Here is a 26,479-nt window from a genome sequence, read left to right as displayed (position 1 = left end):
TATGAAGGTGAAGCGCTTGGGTTTTAAAAGTTTCATTTTGATTTATAAGCTTTTTGTTTGTTGCGTCTGTAGCTAAAAAGGTTGGTATTTTAGAAGTAGGCAGTACAACGCGAAGAGGCAAAGTATTTCGGATTTGGGTGTATTAGCTATATGCAAAACGGAGTTAAGAAATGAAGTTGAAAAAAGTCATCGGTCTTTGTGCAAAGGTGTGTGTTGCCTATATTGCTCTGAGCTGCTGTAGTGCAATAGCGGTAACAATCAATTATTCCACGAAATCAGTTGTATCAAATCAAGGAAATATTAGCTATACAGATGGCTTTACCTACTTGTTAGATGCAGGATATTCGGGTGATTCTTATACCTCCCAATCCGATATGCAGATATTCAACTCGGCTGGTGCCTTTTCGAATAACATGGTGCTAGGCTCTGTGCCTGATGTTCAACTGGACAGAGCGTACAAATTTTATACCAGCAATAACAGCAACAACTTTAGTTTAGAGTCTTTCACGATTTACACGCATACACTAACAAACACAGGTAACTATGAATTAACGATTGTAGGTAATGATGATTCTGGTACAGAATTCAGTGAAACAGTCTCAGTTCCTTCTTTTGGCTCAACTGGGCAAACATTCACAAAGACACGAGGTTCTGATTTTACTGATACTCGGTGGCAGAATGTAGATGAAGTGCAATTCCACTTTAAAAATACAGCAACGAGTGATTATGACACCCGATTTGTTATATATACCATAGTGACAGGTTCAGCTGTAGCAGCTAACAACGCACCTACCGATATCTCATTGTCTTCAACGTCAATAAATCAATCAGCAACGGGCACATCGGTAACTGTAGGAACATTATCAGGTACGGATTCAGATGGTGATACGCTTTCTTTTAGTATTGTGACCAATGCTAGCAGCGCTAATGGGAGTTGCTCAGCTTCTGGTGACGATAATAATGGCAGTTTTTCTGTATCAGGTACTAATGGGGTTAATTTTCAAACACAATCAGCCTTGTCTCCTGGTAGTTATAGTGTATGTATACAAGCAAATGACGGTACAACGACCTACGAGAAGTCGCTTACCATCACCGTCAATGATAATGTAGCACCTAGTGCACCATCTACACCTGATTTAGACACTGCTTCAGATTCAGGCTCGTCAAACTCAGACAATATAACAAATGATACAACGCCTACATTTAGTGGTACGGCAGAGAGCGGCTCCACGGTGACACTGTATAGTGATCAGGTAAATGGCGGGGCAACCTCTATTGGTTCGGGAACGGCAACAGGTGGAAATTGGCAAATTACCACTAGTACCTTAAGTGCAGGCACGCATGCTATTAGTGCAAAAGCGACGGATAGCAGCAGCAATACAAGTAATAGCTCAAGTGGTTTGAGCGTAACAATTGACAGTACGGCGCCAACAGTTAGTCAAGTCACCGCAGTGACAACTCCTACTAATGATACAACGCCAAACTATACCTTTAGCACAAACGAGACGGGGACTTTATCGGTTGGCGGCAGTTGTGGTACATCTAGTTCAACGACCATTAGCAGTACAGGTAATCAAACGATTACCCTAACTCAAACCAATAATTCTTCAGCATTAGCGGCAGGCACATACAGTGATTGTACGATTACAATCACAGACTCTGCAGGAAATGCAAGTTCGGCATTACCGATAACCTCATTTACGATTGATACCACAGCTCCGACATTTGATAGTACAAATTCAACACCGAATGATAATGCAACAGATGTAGCAGGCAGTAGCGACATTATTATTGATTTCAATGAAATTATCGCATTGAGTACGGGTAATATAACTATTCGTGATGTAACGGGTAGCAGCGACTTTGAAGTATTCAATGTGGCAACTGAAAGTGATGGCACAACTACATCACCAAGCGCAGGCCGCATAGGTATAACTAATGATAAGATTTATCTTAATCCGACGAATAGCCTTACAGGCAACCGTAACTATGCAATTCGCATTGATGTGACTGCCGTAGATGATTCTGCAGGTAACAGCTTTACGGGTATCAGTGACGATACTACTTTTAACTTCTCAACGGCGAATAATGCCCCTGTAGTTGATTTAGATTCCAATACAGGAAGTGATGATAACAGTGCTAGTTTCTCAGAAGGTAGTGGTGCTGTAAATATTGCAGCTAATCCTGCAGTTACAGAGGCTGATGGGGACAATATTTCAACAATTACTGTCAGTCTTACTAATGACCAAGATGGCGCATCTGAAGGCCTAAATGTGAGTGCTTCTGCACAAGATGCATTAACCGGTATATCTGGCTCGTCAGATATTACATTGCAAGACACCATTACCTTGTCAGGTGCGACGGCAACGGCCTCTGAAGTGCAAACATTCTTACAAGCTGTGACCTATAACAACACGGCCAGTTCACCAAATGAAACGTCAAGAACAGTGACTGTGGTTATCAACGATGGCACAAGCGATAGCGTGTCTCGTACAGCGACTATTTCAGTTGCTAATGTAACTGCAGCAAGCAGCACTGCGGCTGCATTTAATACCACTAATGGTACGAATTTATCCCCGGCAATCACCTTTACCAGTGATGACGAAACATTGACGATTGCTGATACGAGCCATATTTCAGGTTCGACCGCAGACGGTGGAACGGGCACGGATACGCTAAATGTGCCAACTGGCTCCAACTTGGCTAATTTTTCCTCTTTGACTAATTTTGAGACCTTGACGCCAGATAGTGGTGCGTCTGTAACGCTAACAGAAACGCAGCATGAAGCGTTTACAACAATTAATGGCGCGGGTGCCAACCAGTTTACGATTTCTAGTGCGAATGGTGATCAAGCTCTGACAGCAGATAGTGATATTGAAACTTATGTTTTAAGCAGCGCAATGAGTTTAACTTTATCATCGGCAGGGCAGAATGTAACTGCCAGCAGCGGTGATGATACAATAAATGTTACAGGACTGACGACGACAGGAACGCTCTCTGGTGGGACAGGTACTGATACATTACAAGCTGATACAGGTGCAAATATCAGCGGGGCAACATTAAGCAGCTTTGAATCGCTTACTTTAACTAGTGGCGCTTCGGTGACCATGACCGAAGCGCAGCATGATAACTTTACTACGATGACTGCGGCCGGTACTGAGAGCATTACTATTAGTGACGTCAGCAATGGCTTAACGGGTAACAGCGCTATCGAAACCTACGTATTGTCTGCTGCGAATACCTTTACTTTGGGTAGTGCCGCGCAAAATCTCACGGGGAGTAGTGGCAACGATACGGTAAACGTTGGCACATTAACGGCCACCGGAACGCTTGCTGGTGGCAGTGGTACAGATACTTTATCTGTCGATAATGGTGGCAGCATTGCAGGAGCAACAGTCAGTAGTTTTGAAAACTTATCTGTTACAAGCAATGGCTCGGTGACAGTGACTGTTGCACAGTTGTCTGGATTTACAGGTACGGTATCAGGTAGTGGAACAGAATCACTAACCGTATCAGGAGACGGTGATGTTACGACGGTCTCAGCACTTGAAAATTATACCCTATCGGATGATTCTACTAATTCAAGAACGGTGAATATCAGTAGCGCAAGTCACTCAATAACAGGCTCATCGACCACAGATGCAATTATATTTGATATTGGTTCATTGACCTATACCGGAACGATAACAGGCGACAATACCGTTGCCGATACATTATCGTTAAGTTCAGGTGCAGATATTACCAGTGCAACAGTTTCAGGTGTAACGAACCTGACGTTAGCATCTGGTGCGTCGGTGTCGATGACCAATAGCCAACATAGTAGCTTTACGGGCACGGTTACCGCAGTGGGTTCGGAGACCATAACCATCAGCGGTGATGGTGATATTACGACCTTATCGAGCGTTGAAAGTTACAGTGTCGGTGATGACACAACGAATACCCGAACAATTACGGTCTCTAGCGGCACAACAAGTGTTACGGCTAGTTCAACCACGGACGCTATCACATTCTCTATCGGTGGTAGCACCTATACAGGTACATTAACAGGCGATTCAACAGTTGCTGATAATGTACAAGTGGCGGACGGTGCAGACGTCAGTGGTGGGGTGTTTAGCAACATAGGTACGTTTAATGTGGTTAGTGGGGCAACAATAGCGATTGATACAGCTAACCTCAGTGACTTTGCCACGGCAATTACGGGTAGTGGTGGCAGTGAAACGCTGAAACTAATGGATGGTGGCACATTTGATTTTTCAACAACCACGGTATCTGCCATTGAAGGTATTGCTATTGGTACCAACAATAACGCGACAATCACATTGACTGATAATTTTAGTGCCGATGGGCAAACCATATCGGTTACAAATACTACCGGCAGTGCAATTTCAGCAGATTTAACCATAAATGCTTCAGCGTTTACGAATGATATTTTGCAGATCAGCGCAACCGATTTAGATGGTTCAGACACGATCACAGGCGGCAGTGGTGCAGATACCATTCGCCCAGGTGCTGGTACGGATACCATGACCGGCAATGCGGGCAATGACAACTTTGCAGGTGCTGCTAGTGACTTAAATGGTGACACCATTGCTGATCTAGCTGCGGGCGATACCATCACAATAACGGGAATCACAGGGCTTTCTACTAGTAATGTGCGCTTTAATGGCTCAAGCACACTGGAAGTTGATACCAATGCGACCGATTTCTCAGGTGTAGAAGTGTCACTTTCTCTTACCAATTCGCCGAGCAGTGACTTGGTATATACCGTGGCTGATTCTGGTAGTGATACGTTGATAACTTTTGAAGCAGCCAATGAAGCACCCGTATTTACGAGTCTCAACGGTGGTAATAGCTTTACAGAAAACGGTTCAACAATTGTTATTGATAGTGATGTGACAGTTGCAGATACTGAGCTGGATGCCTTAAATAGTAATAATGGTAATTATAGCGGCGCGTCACTCACGATTGCTCGTTCAGGAGGGGCAAACTCACAAGATGTGTTCAGTAACACAGGTTTACTGGGTACTTTGACTCAAGGGAATGCATTTGAATACAATGGCACATCAATCGGTACTGTTACGACAAATTCCTCTGGCACTTTAGTACTTACTTTCAACAGCAGTGCCACTTCGGTATTGGTTGATAGCACCTTACAATCAATTGGTTATAGCAATAGTTCAGAAGATCCAGCTTCTTCTGTTTCGCTGAATTACACCTTTAACGATGGTACAACCAATAGCACGGGTACCAACCAAGCGACAGTGACTATTAATGCAGTTAATGATGCACCGACAGATATTGCTCTGACGGCAACCAGTATCGATCAATCTAGCACGGGTACATCTGCAACCGTAGCAACTGCCAGCAGCACGGACGTGGATAGTAGTAGTTTCACTTATAGCTTCGTTAGCTCAGGTGCTAGTGATAATGGGTCATGTAGTGCAAGTTCTGGCAATGGCAGCTTCCAGTTTTCGAGCAGCACATTACAAACTCAGGCTTCTACCTCTCCGGGCGATTACGTTATCTGTATTCAAACTAGCGATGGCACGGCGAGCTATCAAGAATCATTTACCATTACTGTTAATGACGATGTAGCGCCTAATGCACCTAGCACACCTGATTTAGACACTGGCTCTGACACAGGTGCTTCGAGCACTGATAATATTACCAGCGACACAACGCTGACTTTGAGCGGCACTGCGGAAAGTGGCTCAACGGTTAAATTGTATAGTGATCAAGTTGGTGGTGGGGCAACAGTAATTGGTAGTGCAACGGCGACAGGTGGAAATTGGCAAATCACTACCAGCGCGCTTGCTTCGGGTGTATCACATGCCATTAGTGCAACGGCAACTGACTCAGCCAATAATGTGAGCAGTAGTTCAGCGGCGCTGAGTGTGACCATAGATAATACATCACCAACATCACCAAGTACGCCTGACTTGGCAGCAGCTAGCGATACAGGTAGCTCAAGTTCGGATAATATTACAAACGATACAACGCCAACCTTTACAGGAACGGGCACAACTGGTGACACCATTACGCTAATTTCAAGTAATGGCGGTACCATTGCAAGCGGGGTGGCCAGTAGTGGTGCATGGAGTATAACGCCAACTACGGCTATCAACTCTGGTACGCATTCTGTTTTTGCTCGAGCTTCAGATACAGCGGGTAATACAACGGATAGTTCGACTATATCTGTGGTAGTTGATACCACCGCACCAACGGGTGTCAGTTCGACAATAGATCAAAGTCAAATCAATGCAGATAATGAAGCTGCGTTGAGTTTCTCTTTAAGTGGATTAGAAAGTTCAGGCAGTTTCACTTATCAGATTTCAGATGGCACAAGTTCAGTCAGTAGCAGTAGTGCAACTTCCATTACAAGTTCTACTGCGCAAGTAACGTCTATTGATGTTACTAATTTGAGTGAGGGTACATTAACACTGACGGTGTTGGTGACGGATGTCGCTGGAAATCAAAGTAGTGCCTTTAGTGATACTGTGACAAAACAATATAATGTCGCGCCAACGGCGGTAAATGACACGCTGATTACCAATGAAGATACAGCAGGTACAGTAAATGTTGTAGCCAATGACAATGACCCTGAAAATGCGCTATTGGCTTCATCGGTTACCGTCAAAACGTCGCCTACCAAAGGGCAAATTTCGATTAACAATGGCAGTGTGACCTATACACCGAATGCCAATGCTAATGGTTCTGACTCATTTACCTATACGGTGAAAGATAGTGCTCAAGCAGAGTCAAATGTTGCGACTGTTTCGATTACGATTACACCCGTCAACGACTTGCCTGTTGCTGCGAATTTTGCGCCGAGTATCAATGAAGATACGCCCACATCTGCGCTAACGATACGAGCAAGTGCAACAGATGTCGAAGATACGAACCCGACGGGTAACATTGAAGTTGCCACAGGTCCTAGTCTAGGTTCGGTTGCGATTAATCAAACGGCCGGTACACTCACCTATACACCTAATCCGGATGTGTCTGGTTCAGATTCGTTGACCTATACAATTTTGGACAGTGAAGGAGGGCGTTCAAATACAGCGACGATTTCAATCACTATAGCTTCAGTGAACGATACGCCGGTTATTTCAGGTACACCGCAAACTTCAGTGGATGAAGATGCACTGTATAGCTTTACGCCAACAGCCAGCGATGTTGATAATGACAGCTTGACCTTCAGTGTGACCAATTTACCTAGCTGGGCAGAATTTGATACCCAAACAGGCAAGTTATCTGGTACACCAACTGATGAACATGTTGGCACAACCTCTAATATCACTATATCGGTAAACGATGGTACTGACTCGGCGAGTCTTACGGCATTTAGTCTTGAAGTGGTTAACACCAATGATGCTCCGACAGGACAAGATACCAGCTTTACTTTAGATGAAGGCGCAACTTTATCGAGAGATTTAAACAATGGTTTATTGACCCTGGCTAGTGACGATGACAGCGATAGTGGCGATACATTGACTGTTTCTGCGGTGACCCAACCACAATACGGGCAATTAACATTAAACTCTGATGGTTCATTTAGTTATGTGCATGATGGCAGTGAAAATCACAGTGACAGCTTTACTTATCAAGTGAATGACAACAACAGTGCAAGCTCATCTGCTTACACGGTTACACTCACAATTACGCCAGTTGCTGACGCCCCGACTACTGTAAATGACACCGCAACGACAGATGAAGACACCGCAGTGATGATTAATCTGTTAGCGAATGACTCTGATCCTGAAGGGGATATGGTGAGTTCGTCTACGGCAATTGTTACTCATCCTAGTAATGGCTCTGTGTCAATTACCAATGGGGTCGCAACATATACGCCTACGGCAAATACAAACGGCCAGGATACTTTCACCTATACAGTAAAAGATGCGGCGAACAACACCTCAGAGCAAGCAACTGTAACAGTGACTGTTAATGCAGTGAATGATGCACCGGTTGCTGCGAATAAAACCATTTCAATCAATGAAGATGCAGCTTCTGAAGCCACTAATTTGAGAGCTCTTGCAACGGATATTGAAGATACAATACCAACTGGAGATTTAACGGTTGTTACAGAGCCTGCAAAAGGCAGCGTGAGCTTTGATCAAAGTGCGGGCACATTTATATTTACGCCAAATGCAAATGAGGTGGGGCAAGATACTTTCACTTACACTATCCAAGACAGTGACGGTTTGACGTCTAATACAGCGACTGTCACGGTTAATATTGGTGCCGTAAATGATAGACCTGTTGTTGGTGATGATTCTGTTACCACCGACGAAGATGTGTCGGTCACTTTGAATATTCTTACAAATGACTCAGATGTTGAGGACTCAGGCTTTAACGGTGCGAATGTTTCTTTAGAAGATCAAGGTAATGGTGCTGGAGAGTACACTAAAGCGACTGTCTCGATTAACACCGACGGCACGCTTAATATTGCTCCGAAACAAGACGAAAATGGCAGCTTTAGCTTTACTTATACGTTGACAGATAGCGAAGGTCTAGCATCTGAAACAGCAACAGTCACAGTTACTTTAACCGCCGTAAATGACGCGCCAGTAGCTGTCGATAACACTGCGGAGATCCAAGAAGATGGTTCTTATGAAGTTAACGTTTTAGGTAATGATACTGACGTAGATGCAAACGACAGCTTCGACTTAAGTAGTGTGAAAGTAGTGACCGCAGCACAAAATGGTCAAACGGTCGTTAATGCTGATGGTTCAATTACTTACACGGCGAATGCAAATTACTATGGTAACGACAAATTTACTTATACGGTAGCGGATGCAGCGGGTGCTGTTTCGAATGAAGCCACAGTTACGATGACCATTAACTCTGTTAATGATGCACCGGTTGCAACCGCCCAGTCAGTTGAATTAGATGAAGATGGATCATTGGTTATTACGCTTGCAGCGACCGATCAAGAAAATGACGATTTAACATTCTCGATTGCCACCAATGTGACAAGCGGTACATTGGTACGACAAACTGAAACAACTTGGTTGTACACACCAAATGCAGACTTTAATGGTGCGGATAGCTTCACCTTTATTGCCAATGATGGTACCGATGATTCAGTTGAGGCCACTGTTAGCATTACTGTCAATGCAGTAAATGATAAACCAGTTGCTTCAGCGCAAAGTGTTTCAGGAGATGAAGATACTGATATCACCATTACACTTGCCGCGACCGATACTGAAAATAGTGAGCTAACTTATAGGATCGTTACAGCGCCAGTAAGTGGCTCAGCCTCATTAGTTGGCAATGTCGTCACTTATAGAGGCGATGCAGATTTCAATGGTTCAGATAGTTTTACTTTCGTCGCTAATGATGCAGAGTTAGATTCAGACGAAGTCACGGTGAGCATCACCATTGACAGCGTGAATGATGCACCGACTATTTCAGGTTCGCCAAGTAGCACGGTCGATGAAGATACCAGCTTTGATTTCACACCATCAGCCAATGATGTTGATGGCGACAACCTAACATTCTCGATTGTAAATAAACCTAGTTGGGCTAATTTTAATAGTACAACAGGGCAATTAAGTGGCACACCAACAAATAGTTTTGTAGGTGTCTACGGTGACATTCGGATCTCGGTTAGCGATGGCACTGAAACCATTACATTATCGTCATTTAGCGTCACAGTTATAAACACCAATGATGCACCGGTTATTTCGGGCAGCCCTGCAACTTCTGTTGATGAAGATTCAGCATACAGCTTTACCCCGACAGCCAGCGATGTTGATCTGGGCGATAATCTTATATTCTCGATCAACAATAACCCAAGCTGGGCAAGTTTTGATACAGCAACAGGCACCTTGTCAGGTACACCAACGAATGATGATGTTGGTAGTTTTGCCAATGTCATAATCAGTGTTTCAGATGGCACAACCAGCACTGCACTCGATGCATTCACTATTACGGTAAATAATACCAATGATGCACCGGTTATTTCGGGCAGCCCTGCAGCTTCTGTTGATGAAGATTCAGCATACAGCTTTACAGCAACGGCCAGCGATGTGGACGTAGGCGATAACCTGACATTCTCGATCACCAATAAGCCTAGCTGGGCTAGTTTTGATACAGCAACGGGTAACTTGTCAGGGACGCCAAATAATGAGCATGTAGGCACGACAAACAATGTTGTGATTGCGGTATCTGATGGCACAGTGTCTGCTGAATTAACCGCGTTCAATTTAACGGTTAATAACGTCAATGATGCGCCATTAGGTAGCGCATATAGCTTCACTTTAGATGAGGCTGCACTGCTGAGTGTTGATGCTCAATCAGGTTTATTGAGCTTGGCAACCGATGATGACTTAATTCACGGTGATAGCTTGCAGGTTTCGCTTGTCGCGCAGCCGCTTTATGGTCAACTTAGTTTAAATACCGATGGCAGCTTCTCTTATCAACATAATGGTGGAGAAGATCACGCTGATAGCTTCACATATCAAGTGGTGGATAGCGCGAATGCAACATCGGCTACTTATACGGTGACATTGAAAATAACGCCTGTGGCAGATGCGCCAATTACGCAAGATGATAGTGCTTCGACGAATGAAGACACGGCTATAACCATTAATTTATTGAGCAATGATTCTGATGCTGAAGGAGATATGGTTGCTTCTTCTACAAGTATTGTAACTCAACCGACACTAGGCTCAGTCTCTGTTAATAACGGAGTAGCAACCTATACGCCTAATAAGGATGTTAATGGTACAGATACTTTCACCTATACAGTGTCCGATGCAGAAGGGAATGAATCGAATACGTCGACAGTAACAATTTCTATTGCTGCGGTGAACGATAGGCCAATTGCCAGTAACTTTACTGTCAATCTAGAAGAAGACGCAGCAGCGACGGTGTTTGCTATCAGAGAAAATACCTCAGACATTGAAGATGGCATACCAAGTGGTGAGTTAGTTGCTATTTCGCAACCAAGTAAAGGTCAAGTGAGCTTTGATCAGCAAGCTGGCACTTTCACTTATTCACTCAATAGCAATGAAAATGGTGTAGATAGTTTCAACTACACGGTTACAGATAGTGAGGGGCTAGTATCTGAGCAAGCGACCGTGACCATTAACATTGGTGCAGTCAATGACAGGCCAGTTGCTCAGGATGACAGTGTTACAACTGATGAAGATGTGGCTGTCTCACTTGATATTCTCGCAAACGATAGTGATGTAGAACAAAGTGAATTTAATGGTGCAAATGTATCGTTAGAAGACCAAGGTAATGGCGCAGGGGATTATACCAAAGCGGTTGTTACTATAAACGCGGATGGTTCACTTAATATTGCACCTAAGCAAGATGAAAACGGTGAGTTTAGTTTCACTTACACCTTGACGGACACTGATGGCCTGACATCTGAGCCGGCAACAGTGACCGTGACATTAACACCTGTCAACGATGCGCCGGTTGCAGTAGATAACACAGTTCAGTTGCAAGAAGATGGTCAGTTTGAAGTAAATGTACTTGGAAATGACACTGATGTTGATGATGGAATTGACTCGTCAACTGTGGTTGTTGAAGCGGCACCACAGTTTGGTCAGGTTACGATCACTTCAACAGGATCGATTATTTACGTCGCCAAAGAGAATTATTTTGGTGATGATGCATTTACCTACAGTGTGAAAGATTTTGCAGGTGCAAAATCGAATACTGCGACTGTGAATTTACAAGTTGAAGCTATTAATGATGCGCCAGTGGCTGAAGCTCAGTCACTGACAACATCAGAAGATACCAGCTTAACGATTACGCTGAGCGCGACTGACACAGAAGACAGTGCATTGACTTATCGTATTACTGAAGATGTGGTAAGTGGGAGTTTAGTGCAACAGTCTGTAACACAGTGGCTGTACACGCCTAATCAAGATTTTACTGGATCTGATTTATTTAGCTTTGTGGCAAATGATGGCGAACTAGATTCTGAGCCAATGGCGGTTTCAATCACAGTAAGCGCAGTAAATGATTCGCCAATTTTAGTTGGGCAATCACTGGTGACAAATGAAGATAATGCTTTAGATATTAGTCTCGTTGCCAGTGACGTAGATAGCACAGATATTACTTATCGTATGGCTAGCTCGCCGAGTAATGGTTCTGCTGAAGTCAATGGTCAGGTTGTGACTTATACGCCAGCGGCAAACTTTAACGGTAATGATAGCTTTACGATTGTCGCCAATGATGGTGAGCTTGACTCAGAGCCTGCAACTTTCACTGTGAGTGTCTCTGCAATTAACGATGCGCCTGTGATATCAGGCTCGCCACTTACACAAGTAAATCAAGATACTGTGTATAGCTTTACGCCTAATGCGCAAGATCTTGATAGCGAAACACTTAGTTTTAACATATCTAACAAACCCAACTGGGCTCAATTTGATAGTGCTACAGGTCAGTTATCAGGTGTACCATCAAGAGGGGATGTTGGCGTATTTGAGAATATTGTAATCTCAGTATCTGATGGCGAGTTAACAGCATCGCTTTCAGCATTTAACATCAATGTTGCTTATGTCAATGCCGCACCAATTGCGAATGCGATGTCAATTTCATTAGATGAAGATACGTCAACTTCACAAAACTTCAGCGCGACCGATAGCGATGGAGACAATTTATCGGTCTCGATTATTAGTCAATCTCAGCAAGGTACAGTAGTTGTTCAAGGCACAAGCTTTACTTATACACCTGAGGCTAACTTTAATGGCAGCGATAGCTTTACTTACAGTGTATCTGATGGTGCGTTGACTAGTGCCGTGCAGACCGTGTCTATCATAGTTAATAGTGTGAATGATAAGCCGGTTGCAAATGCTGATACATTCAACTTTGATTCTGTAGCAAACAATACATATCTATTGGATGTACTGGCAAATGACATAGATATTGAAGACTCTGAGCTAACAATTATTGGTGCAAAAGCATCGGTTGGCTCAGTGAGTATCGTTGACGGTGCATTAAACTATCAGGCTCCTTCAGATGTACTTGGCAAAATTACCTTGTCTTATCTCATAGTAGATAGTGATAAAGGGACAGCCCAAGGAAGTGTTAATTTAGAGATAACTTCATCAATTGGAGCGGCACCGGTTATCACTGTACCGAGCGATATTGTTGCAAATGCTACTGGGTTATTCACAAAAGTGGATGTAGGCACCGCAACCGCACTTGATTTCAACAATAATCCGCTTGCTGTCTCACTGGTTGATAGAACACCATTATTTGCACCTGGCGCGCATTTGGTCTATTGGCAAGCTACCGATAGTCAAGGTTTACAATCTATTGCAACGCAAAATGTTCAGGTAAATCCATTGATTTCACTGTCAAAGGATTCACAAATTGCAGAAGGTAGAGAGCATCAAGTCAAAGTCTTCTTGAATGGGCCGGCTCCGGTTTACCCAGTCGTCGTTCCTTATACCGTATCTGGTCAAGCCGACAGCGCAGATCACGATCTGGTAAATGGTGAAGTAACGATTGATTCAGGTACTGAAGCGGTTATTAACTTCTCTATTTTTGAAGACGGTATCGCAGAAGGTAACGAGCGCTTTACTATCTCGTTAGATAACAGCTTAAACTTGGGCGCAAAATCTGCTTCAACCATCACCATCGTTGAAGAAAATGTCGCACCTGAGGTTACTGTCACAATTTCACAAAATAATGAAAAACGCTCATTAGTTGAAATTAATGACTTACCAGTCACGATCAAGGCAACTGCAAGTGATGCAAATCCAAATGACAGTCTAACGATTAACTGGCGTACTAATGAACAAACCATTGTTAATCAAAGTTCAGATGCAGATGTATTTGAGTTCTCCACAGCTTCTATGTCTCCAGGTATTTATAAAGTAACAGTAACTGCTGAAGATAATGGCACGCCGTTACTGTCAACTTCTAAAGATGTTTACATTGAACTAATAGAAGGGCTCACTGCGCTAACTTCACAGGATACAGATGGTGACTTAATACCGGATGATCAAGAAGGCTACTCTGACAGTGATAACGATGGTATTCCTGATTTCCAAGATGCAATTACAGACTGTAATGTGATGCAAGAACAAGCTGGCGAGTCCAGTCAATTCTTAGTTGAGGGTGAACCTGGGGTTTGTTTACGTAAAGGCGCTACTGTTGCACAAAACAGCACTGGCGGTGTGCAGTTATTAGAAAATGAACTGCCTAGTGATGAAAGTGCGCTTAACATTGGTGGCTTATTCGACTTTATAGCAACGGGATTACCACAAGCAGGTGATACTTACAGTATTGTAATTCCGCAGAGAAGACCAATCCCACTCAATGCTGTTTATCGTAAATTAAAAGAGGGTGAGTGGGTTGATTTTGTTAGTGGCAATGGCAACCAAATTCTCTCAGCAACGGGTGAACCGGGTTATTGTCCTCCTCCAGGTAGTAATGAATGGACTGAGGGTCTAACTGAAGGTGACTGGTGTGTGCAATTGCAAATTGTTGACGGTGGACCAAACGATGATGACGGTATTGCTAACAGAGCTGTGGTTGACCCAGGTGGTATTGCAGTACCTAAAACCAGCAACAACTTACCACAAGCTCAGTCTGATGAAGTAACAATTCGCTCTGGTGAAGCAATTATTATTGATGTGTTAAACAATGATAGTGATGCAGACAATGATACGCTAACAATTACAGGGGCGAGCGTCGACTTTGGCTCGGTTACTATTGAAGATAATAAGCTTGTTTATACGCCTCCAAGCGACTTAATTGGCCAAGCGATTATTCAGTACAGTATTTCGGATGGTAAAGGCGGTACATCTAATAGTACTGCTACAGTTAACCTTATTGTTAACAGTGCACCAACAGCGGTACTTGATAATGCGAGTACCAATGACAAAGCAACTATCACTATAGATGTTTTAGCAAATGACACGGATAAAGATGGAGACGAGTTAACGCTTGTCAGTGCAACTGCTCAGCATGGTGAGTCTAAAGTCAATGTGAATGGCACACTGACTTATATCCCTAAAGTGGGCTTTAGTGGTGTAGATGTCATCAAATACACTTTGAAAGACAGTAAAGGTGCACTTTCTCAAGGTGAAGCGCGTGTCACTGTAACAGCCCATCAGAGTGTCGCCATTGAAAACAAATCATCAGGTAGCCTAGGAGGCTTAGTTGTTATTATGATTTCTATACTGCTAATAAGAAGAAGGAAGGCACTTCTACCAAGCTTTGCGCTTATTACATCTAGTTGCCTAGTCAACGCTCAAGCGTTGGCGTCTGAATGGGGAGTAGAAACAGGTGTTGGCCAAGCGAAAGCAGATTACACAATGGCCAATATGGACGGTGTTTCAGAAATAATGATCGATGATAAGAGTGAGAGTTGGTCTGCTGGTGTCTATTATCAACTGACATCTGATTGGTCTACTTCTTTACGTTATATCGATTTAGGTCAAGGGAGAGTTTCGTTTAAAGGAGAATCATTGGTACCTGCTGATGTTCATAAATCGATTTCTGAACAAGCACCTAACTTTTCTGAAGGGTTTGCTCTTCAAGCAAGATATAATTTCTTAAAGTTTGGTAAAGCTCGAGTAGGCGCGTTTATGGGTGCCTACAAATGGAAATATAAAGTTGAGAGTGTAATGAACAATCAACTGATAAAAAATGAAATGGATGGGACTGATTTATATTATGGCTTAGGAGTAAGCTATTCATTAACGGACTCTTTGAGTGTTAAATTAGATTACAGCCATTTTAATCTACAGCCAGGTTCGGTATCAGACGTTCAACTAGGGGTGTCTTATCGATTCTGATAATAGATAAGTTAAGCATGAAAAGGCCTTACTGATGTAAGGCCTTTTTTATGCATACACTTATTCGTTATTTGCCAAGCATATATAATCACTACTTAGCTGCTACTCACCTCTATTAATATCAATTATTGTGAATATTTATTCTGTTAATTTTCAGTTTACGTAAACGTAAACTAGTAATGGTTGGCTGTTGAATTCTCAGTTTGTTAAACAAAATTTAAAATGTCACCGGTGTCATTTGTTTTTTGAGTGTCGCAAGTTAACATTTTTATCGTTTTTTAAATTCTTTGGTGAATTTGTCAGACCAATGAGAAATATTCAAGTTAATGAATATCTATTCATAATTTTGTTGACTCTATTTTAAAACAAAGCTAGTTTTGAATATCTGTCGGAACAATCGTCTCGTTCATTTCCGACCATAGATGTAGCAGGGGGAGGGGTGCATGCTATATGACTCTAAGTTAGAAAAAGATAATTGTGGTTTTGGTTTAATTGCTCAGATAAACGGGCAAGCAAGTCATAAGCTGATCCGCAATGCAATTACAGGGTTAGACCGAATGCAACACCGTGGTGGTATTGCATCAGATGGCAAAACAGGTGATGGCTGTGGTTTATTACTGCAAAAACCAGACAGCTTCTTTAGAGCCATTGCCACAGAAAACGGTTGGCACTTAGGTAAAAATTACGCTGTCGGTATGATGTTCCTGAATGCTGACGAAACGCTTGCATCTCAAGCCCGTAAAGTGATTAACGAAGAATTAGAAAAAGAAACGTTAACGCTCGTTGGCTGGCGAGTCGTGCCAACTGAACCAGGTATGTTAGGACCTATCGCCTTAAAGCAACTACCTAAATTTGAGCAGGTGTTTGTATCTGCTCCTGAAGGCTGGCGCCCAAAAGATCTAGAACGTCGTTTGTATATCGCAAGACGTCGAATTGAGAAGCGCTTAGTTGAAGATGAGCAGTTTTATATTTCGAGTCTTTCAGGTCTGGTAACGGTTTATAAAGGCTTAATGATGCCTGTAGACCTTCCAAACTTTTATCTAGATTTAGCAGATATGCGCATGAAAAGTGCTATCTGTGTTTTCCACCAACGTTTTTCGACGAATACACAACCGCGTTGGCCGTTAGCTCAGCCATTTAGATATTTGGCACACAATGGTGAGATAAATACCATTGCTGGTAACCGACAATGGGCGAGAGCGCGTGCTTACAAGTTTTCTTCACCCTTGTTACCTGATTTACAAACGGCCGCGCCATTTGTGAATGAAGAAGGTTCAGATTCATCAAGCCTAGATAACATTCTTGAATTATTCCTTGCCGGTGGTATGGATATTTTCCGAGCTATGCGCATGCTTGTGCCGCCTGCATGGCAAAAGAACCGAGCCATGGACGATGATTTACGTGCCTTCTACGATTTTAACTCTATGCATATGGAACCTTGGGATGGTCCTGCGGGTATCGTTATGTCAGATGGTCGATTTGCGGCATGTAACCTAGACAGAAATGGTTTACGACCAGCGCGCTATGTGATCACTCAAGATGGTTTTATCACGCTTGCATCTGAAGTCGGTATTTGGGATTACACAGCTGATGAGGTAGTTGAAAAAGGCCGTGTTGGTCCTGGTGAATTGCTGGTTATCGACACCCTTCATGGCAAAATTTGGCAGTCTGATGAAATTGATCAAGACTTAAAATCACGTCATCCTTACAAAACTTGGCTTGAGCAAAACGTAAAGCGCCTTACACCTTTCGAAGATTTGTCAGAAGAAGATGCGGGTGTACGCGATTTTGACGATGAATTATTGCTGACTTATCAAAAGCTATTCGGATACAGCAATGAAGAACTGGACAACGTCATTCGAGTAATGGGACAAAACGGCCAAGAGGCAACTGGCTCAATGGGTGACGACACCCCGTTTGCTGTATTGTCTGAAGGCCATCGCTCTTTGTACGATTACTTCCGTCAAAAATTCGCGCAGGTAACAAACCCACCGATTGACCCACTTCGTGAAAATCACGTTATGTCATTAGCGACTTGCATTGGTCGTGAGCAAAACGTATTCAATGAAACCACAGGCCATGCCAAGCGTCTTCAGTTTGCCTCACCAGTACTCACATTTTCTGATATGCAGCAGTTAGTGAATGCCGATGACGAACATTACTGTGCCTGTAAAATTCAACTGAACTATGACAAAACTGAGTCTTTAAAGTCAGCACTAGAGCGAGTCTGTGACGAGGCTGAACAAAAAGCACGTTCTGGCTGTGTCATGCTGGTTTTGAGTGACAGAAATATCAGCAAAGATATGTTGCCAATACCTGCGGCTATGGCAGTGGGCGCAGTACAACAGCGTTTGGTAAATACTAATTTACGCTGTGATGCCAACATCATAGTTGAAACAGGCAGTGCCAGAGATCCGCATCAGTTTGCCGTGTTATTAGGGTTTGGTGCGACGGCAATTTATCCGTATCTAACATACGAAACACTCGTTGCCATGTGCGACAGTAAAGTGATTGATAAAACTTACCGCGAGGTGACGCTGGCTTATCGTAATGCCATCAATAAGGGTCTATTCAAGATCATGTCTAAGATGGGGATCAGCACGGTCGCGTCATATCGTTGCTCTATGCTATTTGAAGCTGTGGGCCTATCAGATGACATTGTTGAAATGTGTTTTAAAGGCGTTGCGAACCGTATCAAGGGTGCAGATTTTGAAGATTTTGCTTATGAACAAGCGCAACTTCATAAGCTCGCCTTTAGTAAGCGTAAGCTATTGTCTCATGGTGGTTTATTAAAATTTGTTCACGGTGGCGAGTACCACGCTTATAACCCTGATGTGGTTCAAACACTACAAGTTGCGGTTAAATCTGGTGAGTATCAAGATTATCTAAAATACGCGGATCTTGTGAATAATCGTCCAGTGACAAACATTCGAGATCTATTGGCGCTTAAGTCAGATGTATCACCTGTCAGCCTTGATGATGTAGAGCCTGCAACAGAGCTTTATAAGCGTTTTGACTCAGCGGCCATGAGTATTGGTGCATTATCACCAGAAGCCCATGAAGCGCTGGCAATTGCCATGAACCGTTTAGGTGGTTGCTCGAACTCTGGTGAGGGCGGTGAAGATAAGCTGCGCTTTGGTACTGAGAAAAACTCTCGCATTAAGCAAGTTGCATCGGGGCGTTTCGGTGTTACTCCGCATTATTTAAGAAATGCCGATGTTATTCAGATCAAAGTTGCACAGGGTGCAAAGCCTGGTGAAGGTGGACAACTGCCGGGTGAAAAGGTAACGCCTTATATTGCTAAATTGCGTTACTCGGTACCGGGTGTGACGCTAATTTCGCCACCACCACATCATGATATTTATTCAATTGAGGATTTAGCTCAGCTTATTTTTGACTTAAAGCAGGTTAATCCAGAGGCGATGATCTCAGTTAAGTTAGTATCTGAGCCTGGCGTTGGCACAATCGCAACGGGTGTTGCCAAAGCGTATGCTGATTTAATCACGATTGCAGGTTATGACGGTGGCACAGGGGCAAGTCCACTGACATCGGTTAAATATGCCGGAAGCCCTTGGGAGTTGGGCCTTGCTGAAACTCAGCAAGCCTTGGTCGAAAATGGCCTTCGTCACCGCATTCGTCTGCAAACAGACGGCGGTCTTAAAACAGGGTTAGACATCATCAAAGCAGCTATTTTAGGTGCAGAAAGCTTCGGTTTTGGTACTGGTCCTATGGTCGCGCTTGGTTGTAAATATCTTCGTATTTGTCATTTAAATAACTGTGCAACAGGTGTTGCAACTCAAGACGATACACTTCGTCAGAAGCACTATCATGGTTTACCTGAGATGGCGATGAACTACTTCAAGTTTATTGCTCAAGAAGCCCGTGAAATCATGGCGCAACTAGGCGTAACTCGTTTAGTCGATTTAATTGGTCGCACTGATTTACTAGAAATGATCGAAGGTAAGACGAGCAAGCAAAGCAAGCTTGATTTATCAGGCTTGTTAGCCAAGCCAAATAACCCAACTAATGAGACTTTATATTGCTCTGCAGAGAATACCTCTCATTATAAGGGAGAGCTAAATGAACTACTGCTATCAAAAGCACAAGCTGCGATTGAGAGCAAATCAGGTATTTCATTAGTGAATCGTATTAACAACACGGACCGCTCTGTAGGCGCAATGCTCTCTGGTTACATTGCAAATTTACATGGAAATCAAGGCATGGCGGCTGATCCTGTGGCAATTGAGCTACACGGCACAGCAGGTCAATCATTCGGTGTTTGGAATGCAGGTGGCCTTGAAATGACTTTAGTCGGTGATGCTAACGATTACGTCGGTAAGGGCATGGCTGGCGGTAAGCTAGTAATTCGTCCACCAGTTGGTTCAAGTTTTGAGTCACACCAAGCAAGTATTGTGGGTAATACCTGCTTATACGGTGCGACAGGCGGTAAGTTGTTCGCAGCAGGTAAAGCGGGTGAACGATTTGCGGTGCGAAACTCAGGTGTGACGGCAGTAGTTGAAGGCTTAGGTGACAATGGCTGTGAATATATGACCGGCGGCGTTGTCTGCGTACTGGGTAATGTAGGCATCAACTTCGGTGCAGGCATGACAGGTGGATTTGCCTATGTGCTAGATGAAAAAGCAGACTTTGAAAAGCGTATAAATCCAGAGTTGGTTGAAATTGTTGAGCTGTCAGAGCTTAATGCACATCAAGAGCACTTACGTGGTTTGATTGCTGAGCATTTAGAGCTTACGGGCTCTGCTCGAGCAGAACAGATCCTAGCTGAATTTGAGTTGTATTTACCTAAATTCAAACTAGTTAAACCAATTTCAAGTGATGTAAAGAGCCTATTAGGTCATCGTGCTCGCAGTAGCGCTGAATTAAGAGTACAGGCGCAGTAAGGGGAAGAGTATGAGCGAAAATGTTTACCAATTTATCGATGTGCAACGTGTTGATCCAAGAAAAAAACCAATTTCATCACGTAAGCAATCATTTGTAGAGATTTATGAGCCATTTTCACAAAACCAAGTGAATTCTCAGTCAGACCGTTGTTTAGATTGTGGTAACCCATATTGTGAATGGAAGTGCCCGGTGCATAACTATATTCCACAGTGGCTAAAGTTGATCCGAAATGGTCGTATTTTAGAAGCTGCAGAGCTGTCACATCGCACCAACAGCTTACCAGAGGTATGCGGACGAGTGTGTCCTCAAGACCGTTTGTGTGAGGGGGCGTGTACGCTCAATGAAGAGTTTGGTGCGGTAACAATTGGTAATATCGAAAAATACATCACGGATACTGCCTTTGCCCAAGGCTGGAAGCCGGACATGTCGTATGTTGTATGGACGGACAAGAAAGTCGCCATTATCGGTGCGGGTCCTGCCGGTTTAGGCTGTGCAGATATTCTAGTCCGCAATGGGGTTAAACCGGTTGTTTTCGACCGTAACCCAGAAATTGGTGGTCTACTGACGTTTGGTATTCCATCTTTCAAGCTTGAAAAATCAGTGATGGAAAATCGACGTGAAATTTTCACTGAGATGGGCGTTGAGTTTAAGTTAAATACAGAAGTTGGCAAAGATATCAGTCTTGATGAAATCATTGCTGAATATGATGCAGTATTCATCGGCGTGGGCACATATCAAAGTATGCGCGGTAACCTTGAGAACGAAGATGCTGAGGGCGTTTATGACGCTTTGCCTTTCTTGATTGGTAATACAAACCGAGTGATGGGGTACGATGAAGCTCAACAACCTTATATCAGTATGGCGAATCAAAAGGTTGTGGTGTTAGGTGGTGGTGATACAGCGATGGACTGTGTACGAACATCTATCCGTCAAAACGCAGCGCATGTTACCTGTGCGTATCGCCGTGACGAATCAAATATGCCAGGCTCAGTTCGTGAAGTAAAAAATGCCAGAGAAGAAGGCGTGAACTTTAAGTTTAATGTTCAGCCAAAAGGCATTGAATTAAATGCTGAAGGCAAAGTTGTTGGTGTGAAGATGGTCGAAACCCGTTTAGGCGAACCCGATGCAGCAGGGCGTCAACGTGCAGAAGAAGTACCAGGCACAGAGCATGTGCTTGATGCTGATGCGGTGATCATGGCATTTGGTTTTAAACCACATAATCTTGATTGGCTTGCACAGTACGATGTTGAGATTAATAGTTGGGGTGGCATTGTCGCGCCAGAGCAGGGGGCCTACACGCACCAAACAAGTAACCCTAAGATCTTTGCCGGCGGCGACGCAGTTCGAGGTTCAGACTTAGTTGTAACAGCTATTTTTGAGGGCCGTAATGCCGCCGAAGGTATTCTGGATTTTCTAGACGTTTAAAGTCTAATATTAAATATCTTTACCCACAAAAAAACCCAGTTTTCAAACTGGGTTTTTTGTTATCTTCTTCTCGCTTCTCGCTTCTCGCTTATGCTGCTTGAATAGCCAATAGCTCTTTTGCACTGGCTCGGGTGGTTTCACTGATCGATTCACCGCCAATAAGTCGCGCAATCTCATCGACTCGATGCGCATCTTCTAATGGCTTCATCGAAGTAAAAGTTTCCCCTTTGATGACTTTCTTACTGACAAAAAACTGTTGATGACCACTACACGCAACTTGCGGTAAATGGGTAACACATATAACTTGCGTCGACTTTCCAAGCTTACGAAGTAATTTACCAACCTGAGAGGCGGTTGGGCCAGAAATACCCACGTCGACTTCATCGAAAATAAGTGTTGGCGTGGTCACTTTTTCAGCGATGATCACTTGAATAGCCAAACTGATACGAGAGAGTTCACCACCCGAGGCAACTTTTGCTAAAGCTTGCAAAGGTTGACCGGGGTTCGTAGAAACTAAAAACTCTATGGCATCAAAACCCTCACTATTAGGTCTAAGTTCTGGTTTTGGCAGCAACTCAATCGCGAACTTACAGTGCTTCATGGCTAAATCATCCATGCTCGCACTAATAAGCTTTTGTAGTTTTTTCGCCGACTGGCTTCGGCTATCACTCAGCGCCATTGCAGCTTGTTGGTAAGCTGACAGTGTTTGAGCTATTTCTTGCTCTAGAATATCTATACGGGCGTTATCAGAGCTAATATTATCAAGCTGCGCTTTTAACGATTGATGATGTTCATAAAGTTCTTCAGGTCTAACATGGTGCTTTCGAGATAGATCCATGATTTTAGATAATCGCTCTTCGACTTCTTGCAATCTGAGTGGGTCTTGATCAATTTGGTCAGCATAGTCTCGAATTTCGCGGCTTGCTTCTTCAACTTGTACAACGGCTTCCTCTAGCAACTGAGCGATGTTACAAAGGCTGCTATCAACACTGGTTAAGTTATTGAACTGTTGTGCACTATGCTGTAGCTGACTTAACACTGTGGTGCCATCTTGCTCATATAAAGCCATTAACTCCTGTTGGCAGGTATTAATAATGGTCTGGCTGTGGCTCAGGCGATATTGCTCTTCTTCAATTTGCTTAAATTCATCAGCTTCAAGTGAAAACTCATCTAATTCAGCCACTTGATATTCTAGAAGTTGCTGTTGTGCCGCTTTAGCCTGCTGTTCTTTTAAAAGAGTTGAATACTCTCGCTGTAATTGCTGGTAATGCTGAAATTGATTTTTTACGGCAGTTTGTAGGTGAGTGTGGCCTGCATAAGCATCAATGAGATGAAGTTGATGTTCAGTTTTTAATAGTAATTGGTGAGCATGTTGTCCATGGATGGCGATTAAATATTCGCCTAACTCTTTAAGTTGACTGGCAGTAACTGAAACGCCATTTATGTAACTCTTACTGCGACCACTTCGGCTAATGACACGACGTAAAATACAATCATGCTCATCGTTATTTAGCATATGTTCTTTAAGAAATTGCTGAGCCTTAGGGAGTTGCTGAATATTGAATTGTGCCACGATCTGAGCGCGGTCAGCACTCGGTCTGATCGCACCAGCGTCCGCTCTTTCACCTAAGCAAAGTGATAGAGCATCTATGGCAATAGATTTACCTGCACCAGTTTCGCCCGTGATGGCTGTCATGCCATCACGCCATTCAATATTTAAATCATTTACAATTGCGAAGTTACTAATTTCAAGACTGATCAACATATCTGTATATCCAAACAGTATTTACACTGTCAATTTATACAGTAGTTAACAATAAATCAAGCGTGAAATTAAATTTGTGCTGTAGCGAGTTTATTCACTTCAATTTGATTGTGCTGATCTGAGTCAGTGTCTGTATCTGTTTCATCTTTATCTTGGCTTTCAACATCTGCTACGTCAGCGGTTTTTAATAAAGTGATCATGGCAGGCAGTGATTCATAGTAGAAATCTTTGTTATACGCGACACCATTTGTCGGAAGTTCTTTTGCAAAAGCAGCCATGGTATCTTTTAAAGTATCCATGGTGTCCTTTTCACGATGCTTATGCACTTCTTCACCCACAGTTAAAATAAACAACTCAACGATGCGCTCGAGTTGATTTAAATTGTCTTCTGTATGTGCTTGCACAACAAAAAAGTTATTAACTATAGTATTAATCGTGCCACTGTATTTTGAGGGTATAGCGCCGGCTGCAACAAATTCAGAGGTTTTAGTTTTAAAATGCAGTGTTACTTCATTGTGTCTTTGGTTAAAAACCTGCTTCTCAGCATTTTTTGCTTTTTTTCTATTATTTTCGATAACAAGATAAACGCCTAAAAGTGTGATTAGTAGCACGATTGTGGCGATAATAATGTAATTCATAACGTGTGTACTTCCTGATAGTTATGTACCGATTTTGAATGTTTTAATGGGTTTAGTAAAGTCTACTGCCCCAATTCAATTTTTGTCTTAGGACATCATAGTATGAATAGCTTTTCGGATGAATCAAGCGTAAAGATTTTTCTGCTTTTTTAATAACCACTTCATCACCCGGTAAAACAGCTAAGACTACATGGCTATCACAACTGACTTGTAAGCTATCTGTATTCTCCAAGCTAAGTTTTAACCTGACTTCTTTATCGCCATCTACAACTAACGGCCTACTTGATAAAGTATGAGGAAACATAGGGACAAGTGCCATGGCATTCAACTCTGGGGTAAGGATTGGGCCTCCACCAGAAAGAGAATAGGCTGTTGAGCCTGTTGGTGTTGAGACAATTAAGCCATCTGAGCGCTGTGAAAAGACAAACTGATTATCGATAAATGCTTCAAACTCAATCATATGTGCGACTTTATCGGCATGTAATACTGCTTCGTTCATGGCGGAATTGGCACTTTTTAATTCATCATGACGATAGACTTCGACTTCTAATAAAAAGCGTGATTCAGCAATGAATTCACCTCTTAGTACTTCTTCGAGCGCAGGCTCAAAGCCATCAGGGTTAAGGTCGGTTAAGAAACCTAGGTTCCCTCGGTTAACACCGATAACGGCGACGTCAAACCGTGCTAGTACTCTAGCGGCACCGAGCATATTGCCATCACCGCCAATAACAATAGCCAGATCACAGCGCTTTCCAAGCTCAACTAATTCAATGAGTCCTTCAGGGGCAATTTCTTTAACTTGCGCACCAACTCGCTCTTCTACAAGTACCTCGTATCCTAATGCTTGCAAAAAGGTATAAAGGCGGTGTAATGTCAATGCCGCACCTTTGTGATTAGGTTTACCGATTAAGCCTATGGTTTTAAAAGGGCTTGTCATGATTATTTTCCTTGATTAAGTTAGCGCAAGACTAACCGAAAAACATTTAAGAGAAAACTTTTTTGATGGCCTGTGGATAAAGTATGAAATTAAGTCCCAGAGATCAGCAAATTTTTACTGCTGTGATGAGTATGTATTGCAATGGCGAAGGCCAGCCTGTGCCATCGAGTAAAATAGCGAAACAAAAAGGCATGGCTGTTTGCTCTGCTACTGTTAGAAACGCGATGGCTCGGCTTGAAAAGATTGGCTTACTCTGTTCTCCGTACACTTCAGCGGGAAGAATGCCCACCGATGCAGGTTTTAAATTCTGGCTCAGTGAATATTTAAATTTGTCTGATATTGGCCACTATTGGCAACCTGAGCAGTCTAAACTCGTCGAATTAGCGCACTCTCTCAGTCAAAAATATCAAGTGTGTTGTTGTGTTGGTTTACCACAAGCGAGTTCACAAATAATTTTTAGGGTAGAAGTACTTGGTTTTGATAGTAGTTCATGGTTAGTACTGTTAATTGATAGAGCCGGGCAGTCACAAAATATCTTGATAGATAAACCAGACTTTGAAACCGATGCTCAACGTTATCAATTTGCATCTTGGATGAATACAGTTTTTAGTCAGCAGCCCCTGAAAGAAGGCCTACAACGCATGTTTGCGATGGCAAATAGCGCACCTAAAACTTGTACAGCTCAATTGACACAATGGACTGCTCAACTTCATCAGCAACTAGGTTCAGATAACTGTATTTTACTTGGAGAAAGGCATTTATATAACGCCATAGAGTCAGATAAAGAGCTCAACCTCGGAGTTGGGTTCCTCCACGATATTGAAGATAAATTGGCATTTAAAAATGGTTTATCCCTCATTATGGGTAATGAGTTATCGAGTTATCAATTGGGCAAAACAGTGATTTTAAGCCTGCCTTATTTTGAAAATGGTGAATATCAGAGCCGCTTTTGTGTGATTTGCTCAACTTGTGCACCAATCGAAGCAATTATTGAAGAATTTTCGTTGGCGAGTACTTGAAACTGATTTTTCCATCC

Annotated in this window: 7 protein-coding genes; 4 read left to right on the top strand and 3 right to left on the bottom strand. The window is 43.0% G+C overall.

Features of this window, described 5'->3' with window-relative positions; all coding sequences use genetic code 11:
• Window positions 1-170: 170 nt before the first annotated feature.
• From AAEU28_RS02425 to AAEU28_RS02415, 3 genes are all read left to right on the top strand, one after another.
• Window positions 171-15,776, top strand: a complete 15,606-nt coding sequence (locus tag AAEU28_RS02425) for a tandem-95 repeat protein (protein WP_421962810.1) — start codon at window positions 171-173, stop codon at window positions 15,774-15,776.
• A 443-nt stretch (window positions 15,777-16,219) separates the two neighbouring features.
• Window positions 16,220-20,677 (top strand): glutamate synthase large subunit, encoded by a 4,458-nt coding sequence (gltB, locus tag AAEU28_RS02420; protein WP_421962809.1) that lies wholly within the window; start codon window positions 16,220-16,222, stop codon window positions 20,675-20,677.
• A 10-nt stretch (window positions 20,678-20,687) separates the two neighbouring features.
• Entirely contained in the window at window positions 20,688-22,103 is a 1,416-nt protein-coding gene (locus AAEU28_RS02415; protein WP_421962808.1) for an FAD-dependent oxidoreductase, read from the top strand.
• Window positions 22,104-22,191: 88 nt separating this feature from the next.
• On the opposite strand, the gene recN is transcribed toward AAEU28_RS02415, so the two are convergent.
• The 3 genes from recN to nadK form a co-directional block, all read right to left on the bottom strand.
• Window positions 22,192-23,868 (bottom strand): DNA repair protein RecN, encoded by a 1,677-nt coding sequence (recN, locus tag AAEU28_RS02410; RefSeq protein WP_421962807.1) that lies wholly within the window; start codon window positions 23,866-23,868, stop codon window positions 22,192-22,194.
• 68 nt (window positions 23,869-23,936) lie between these two features.
• Window positions 23,937-24,506: a hypothetical protein gene (locus AAEU28_RS02405; protein WP_421962806.1), complete on the bottom strand. Its 570-nt coding sequence runs from the start codon at window positions 24,504-24,506 to the stop codon at window positions 23,937-23,939.
• A gap of 52 nt (window positions 24,507-24,558) precedes the next feature.
• On the bottom strand, window positions 24,559-25,443 hold the full coding sequence (nadK, locus tag AAEU28_RS02400; RefSeq protein WP_421962805.1) for an NAD(+) kinase: 885 nt from the start codon (window positions 25,441-25,443) through the stop codon (window positions 24,559-24,561).
• Between the two features lie 83 nt (window positions 25,444-25,526).
• Here nadK and AAEU28_RS02395 point away from each other — a divergent pair, with 83 nt between their 5' ends.
• Complete coding sequence (locus tag AAEU28_RS02395; protein ID WP_421962804.1) at window positions 25,527-26,462, top strand: HrcA family transcriptional regulator; 936 nt, start codon at window positions 25,527-25,529, stop codon at window positions 26,460-26,462.
• Window positions 26,463-26,479: the final 17 nt, after the last annotated feature.

Origin of the sequence: Pseudoalteromonas sp. SS15, assembly GCF_049257195.1 — a bacterium.
In the GTDB taxonomy this organism is placed as follows: domain Bacteria; phylum Pseudomonadota; class Gammaproteobacteria; order Enterobacterales; family Alteromonadaceae; genus Pseudoalteromonas.
The sequence above is the reverse complement of the archived record's forward strand: the minus strand, read 5'-3'. Positions and strand labels throughout refer to the sequence as shown.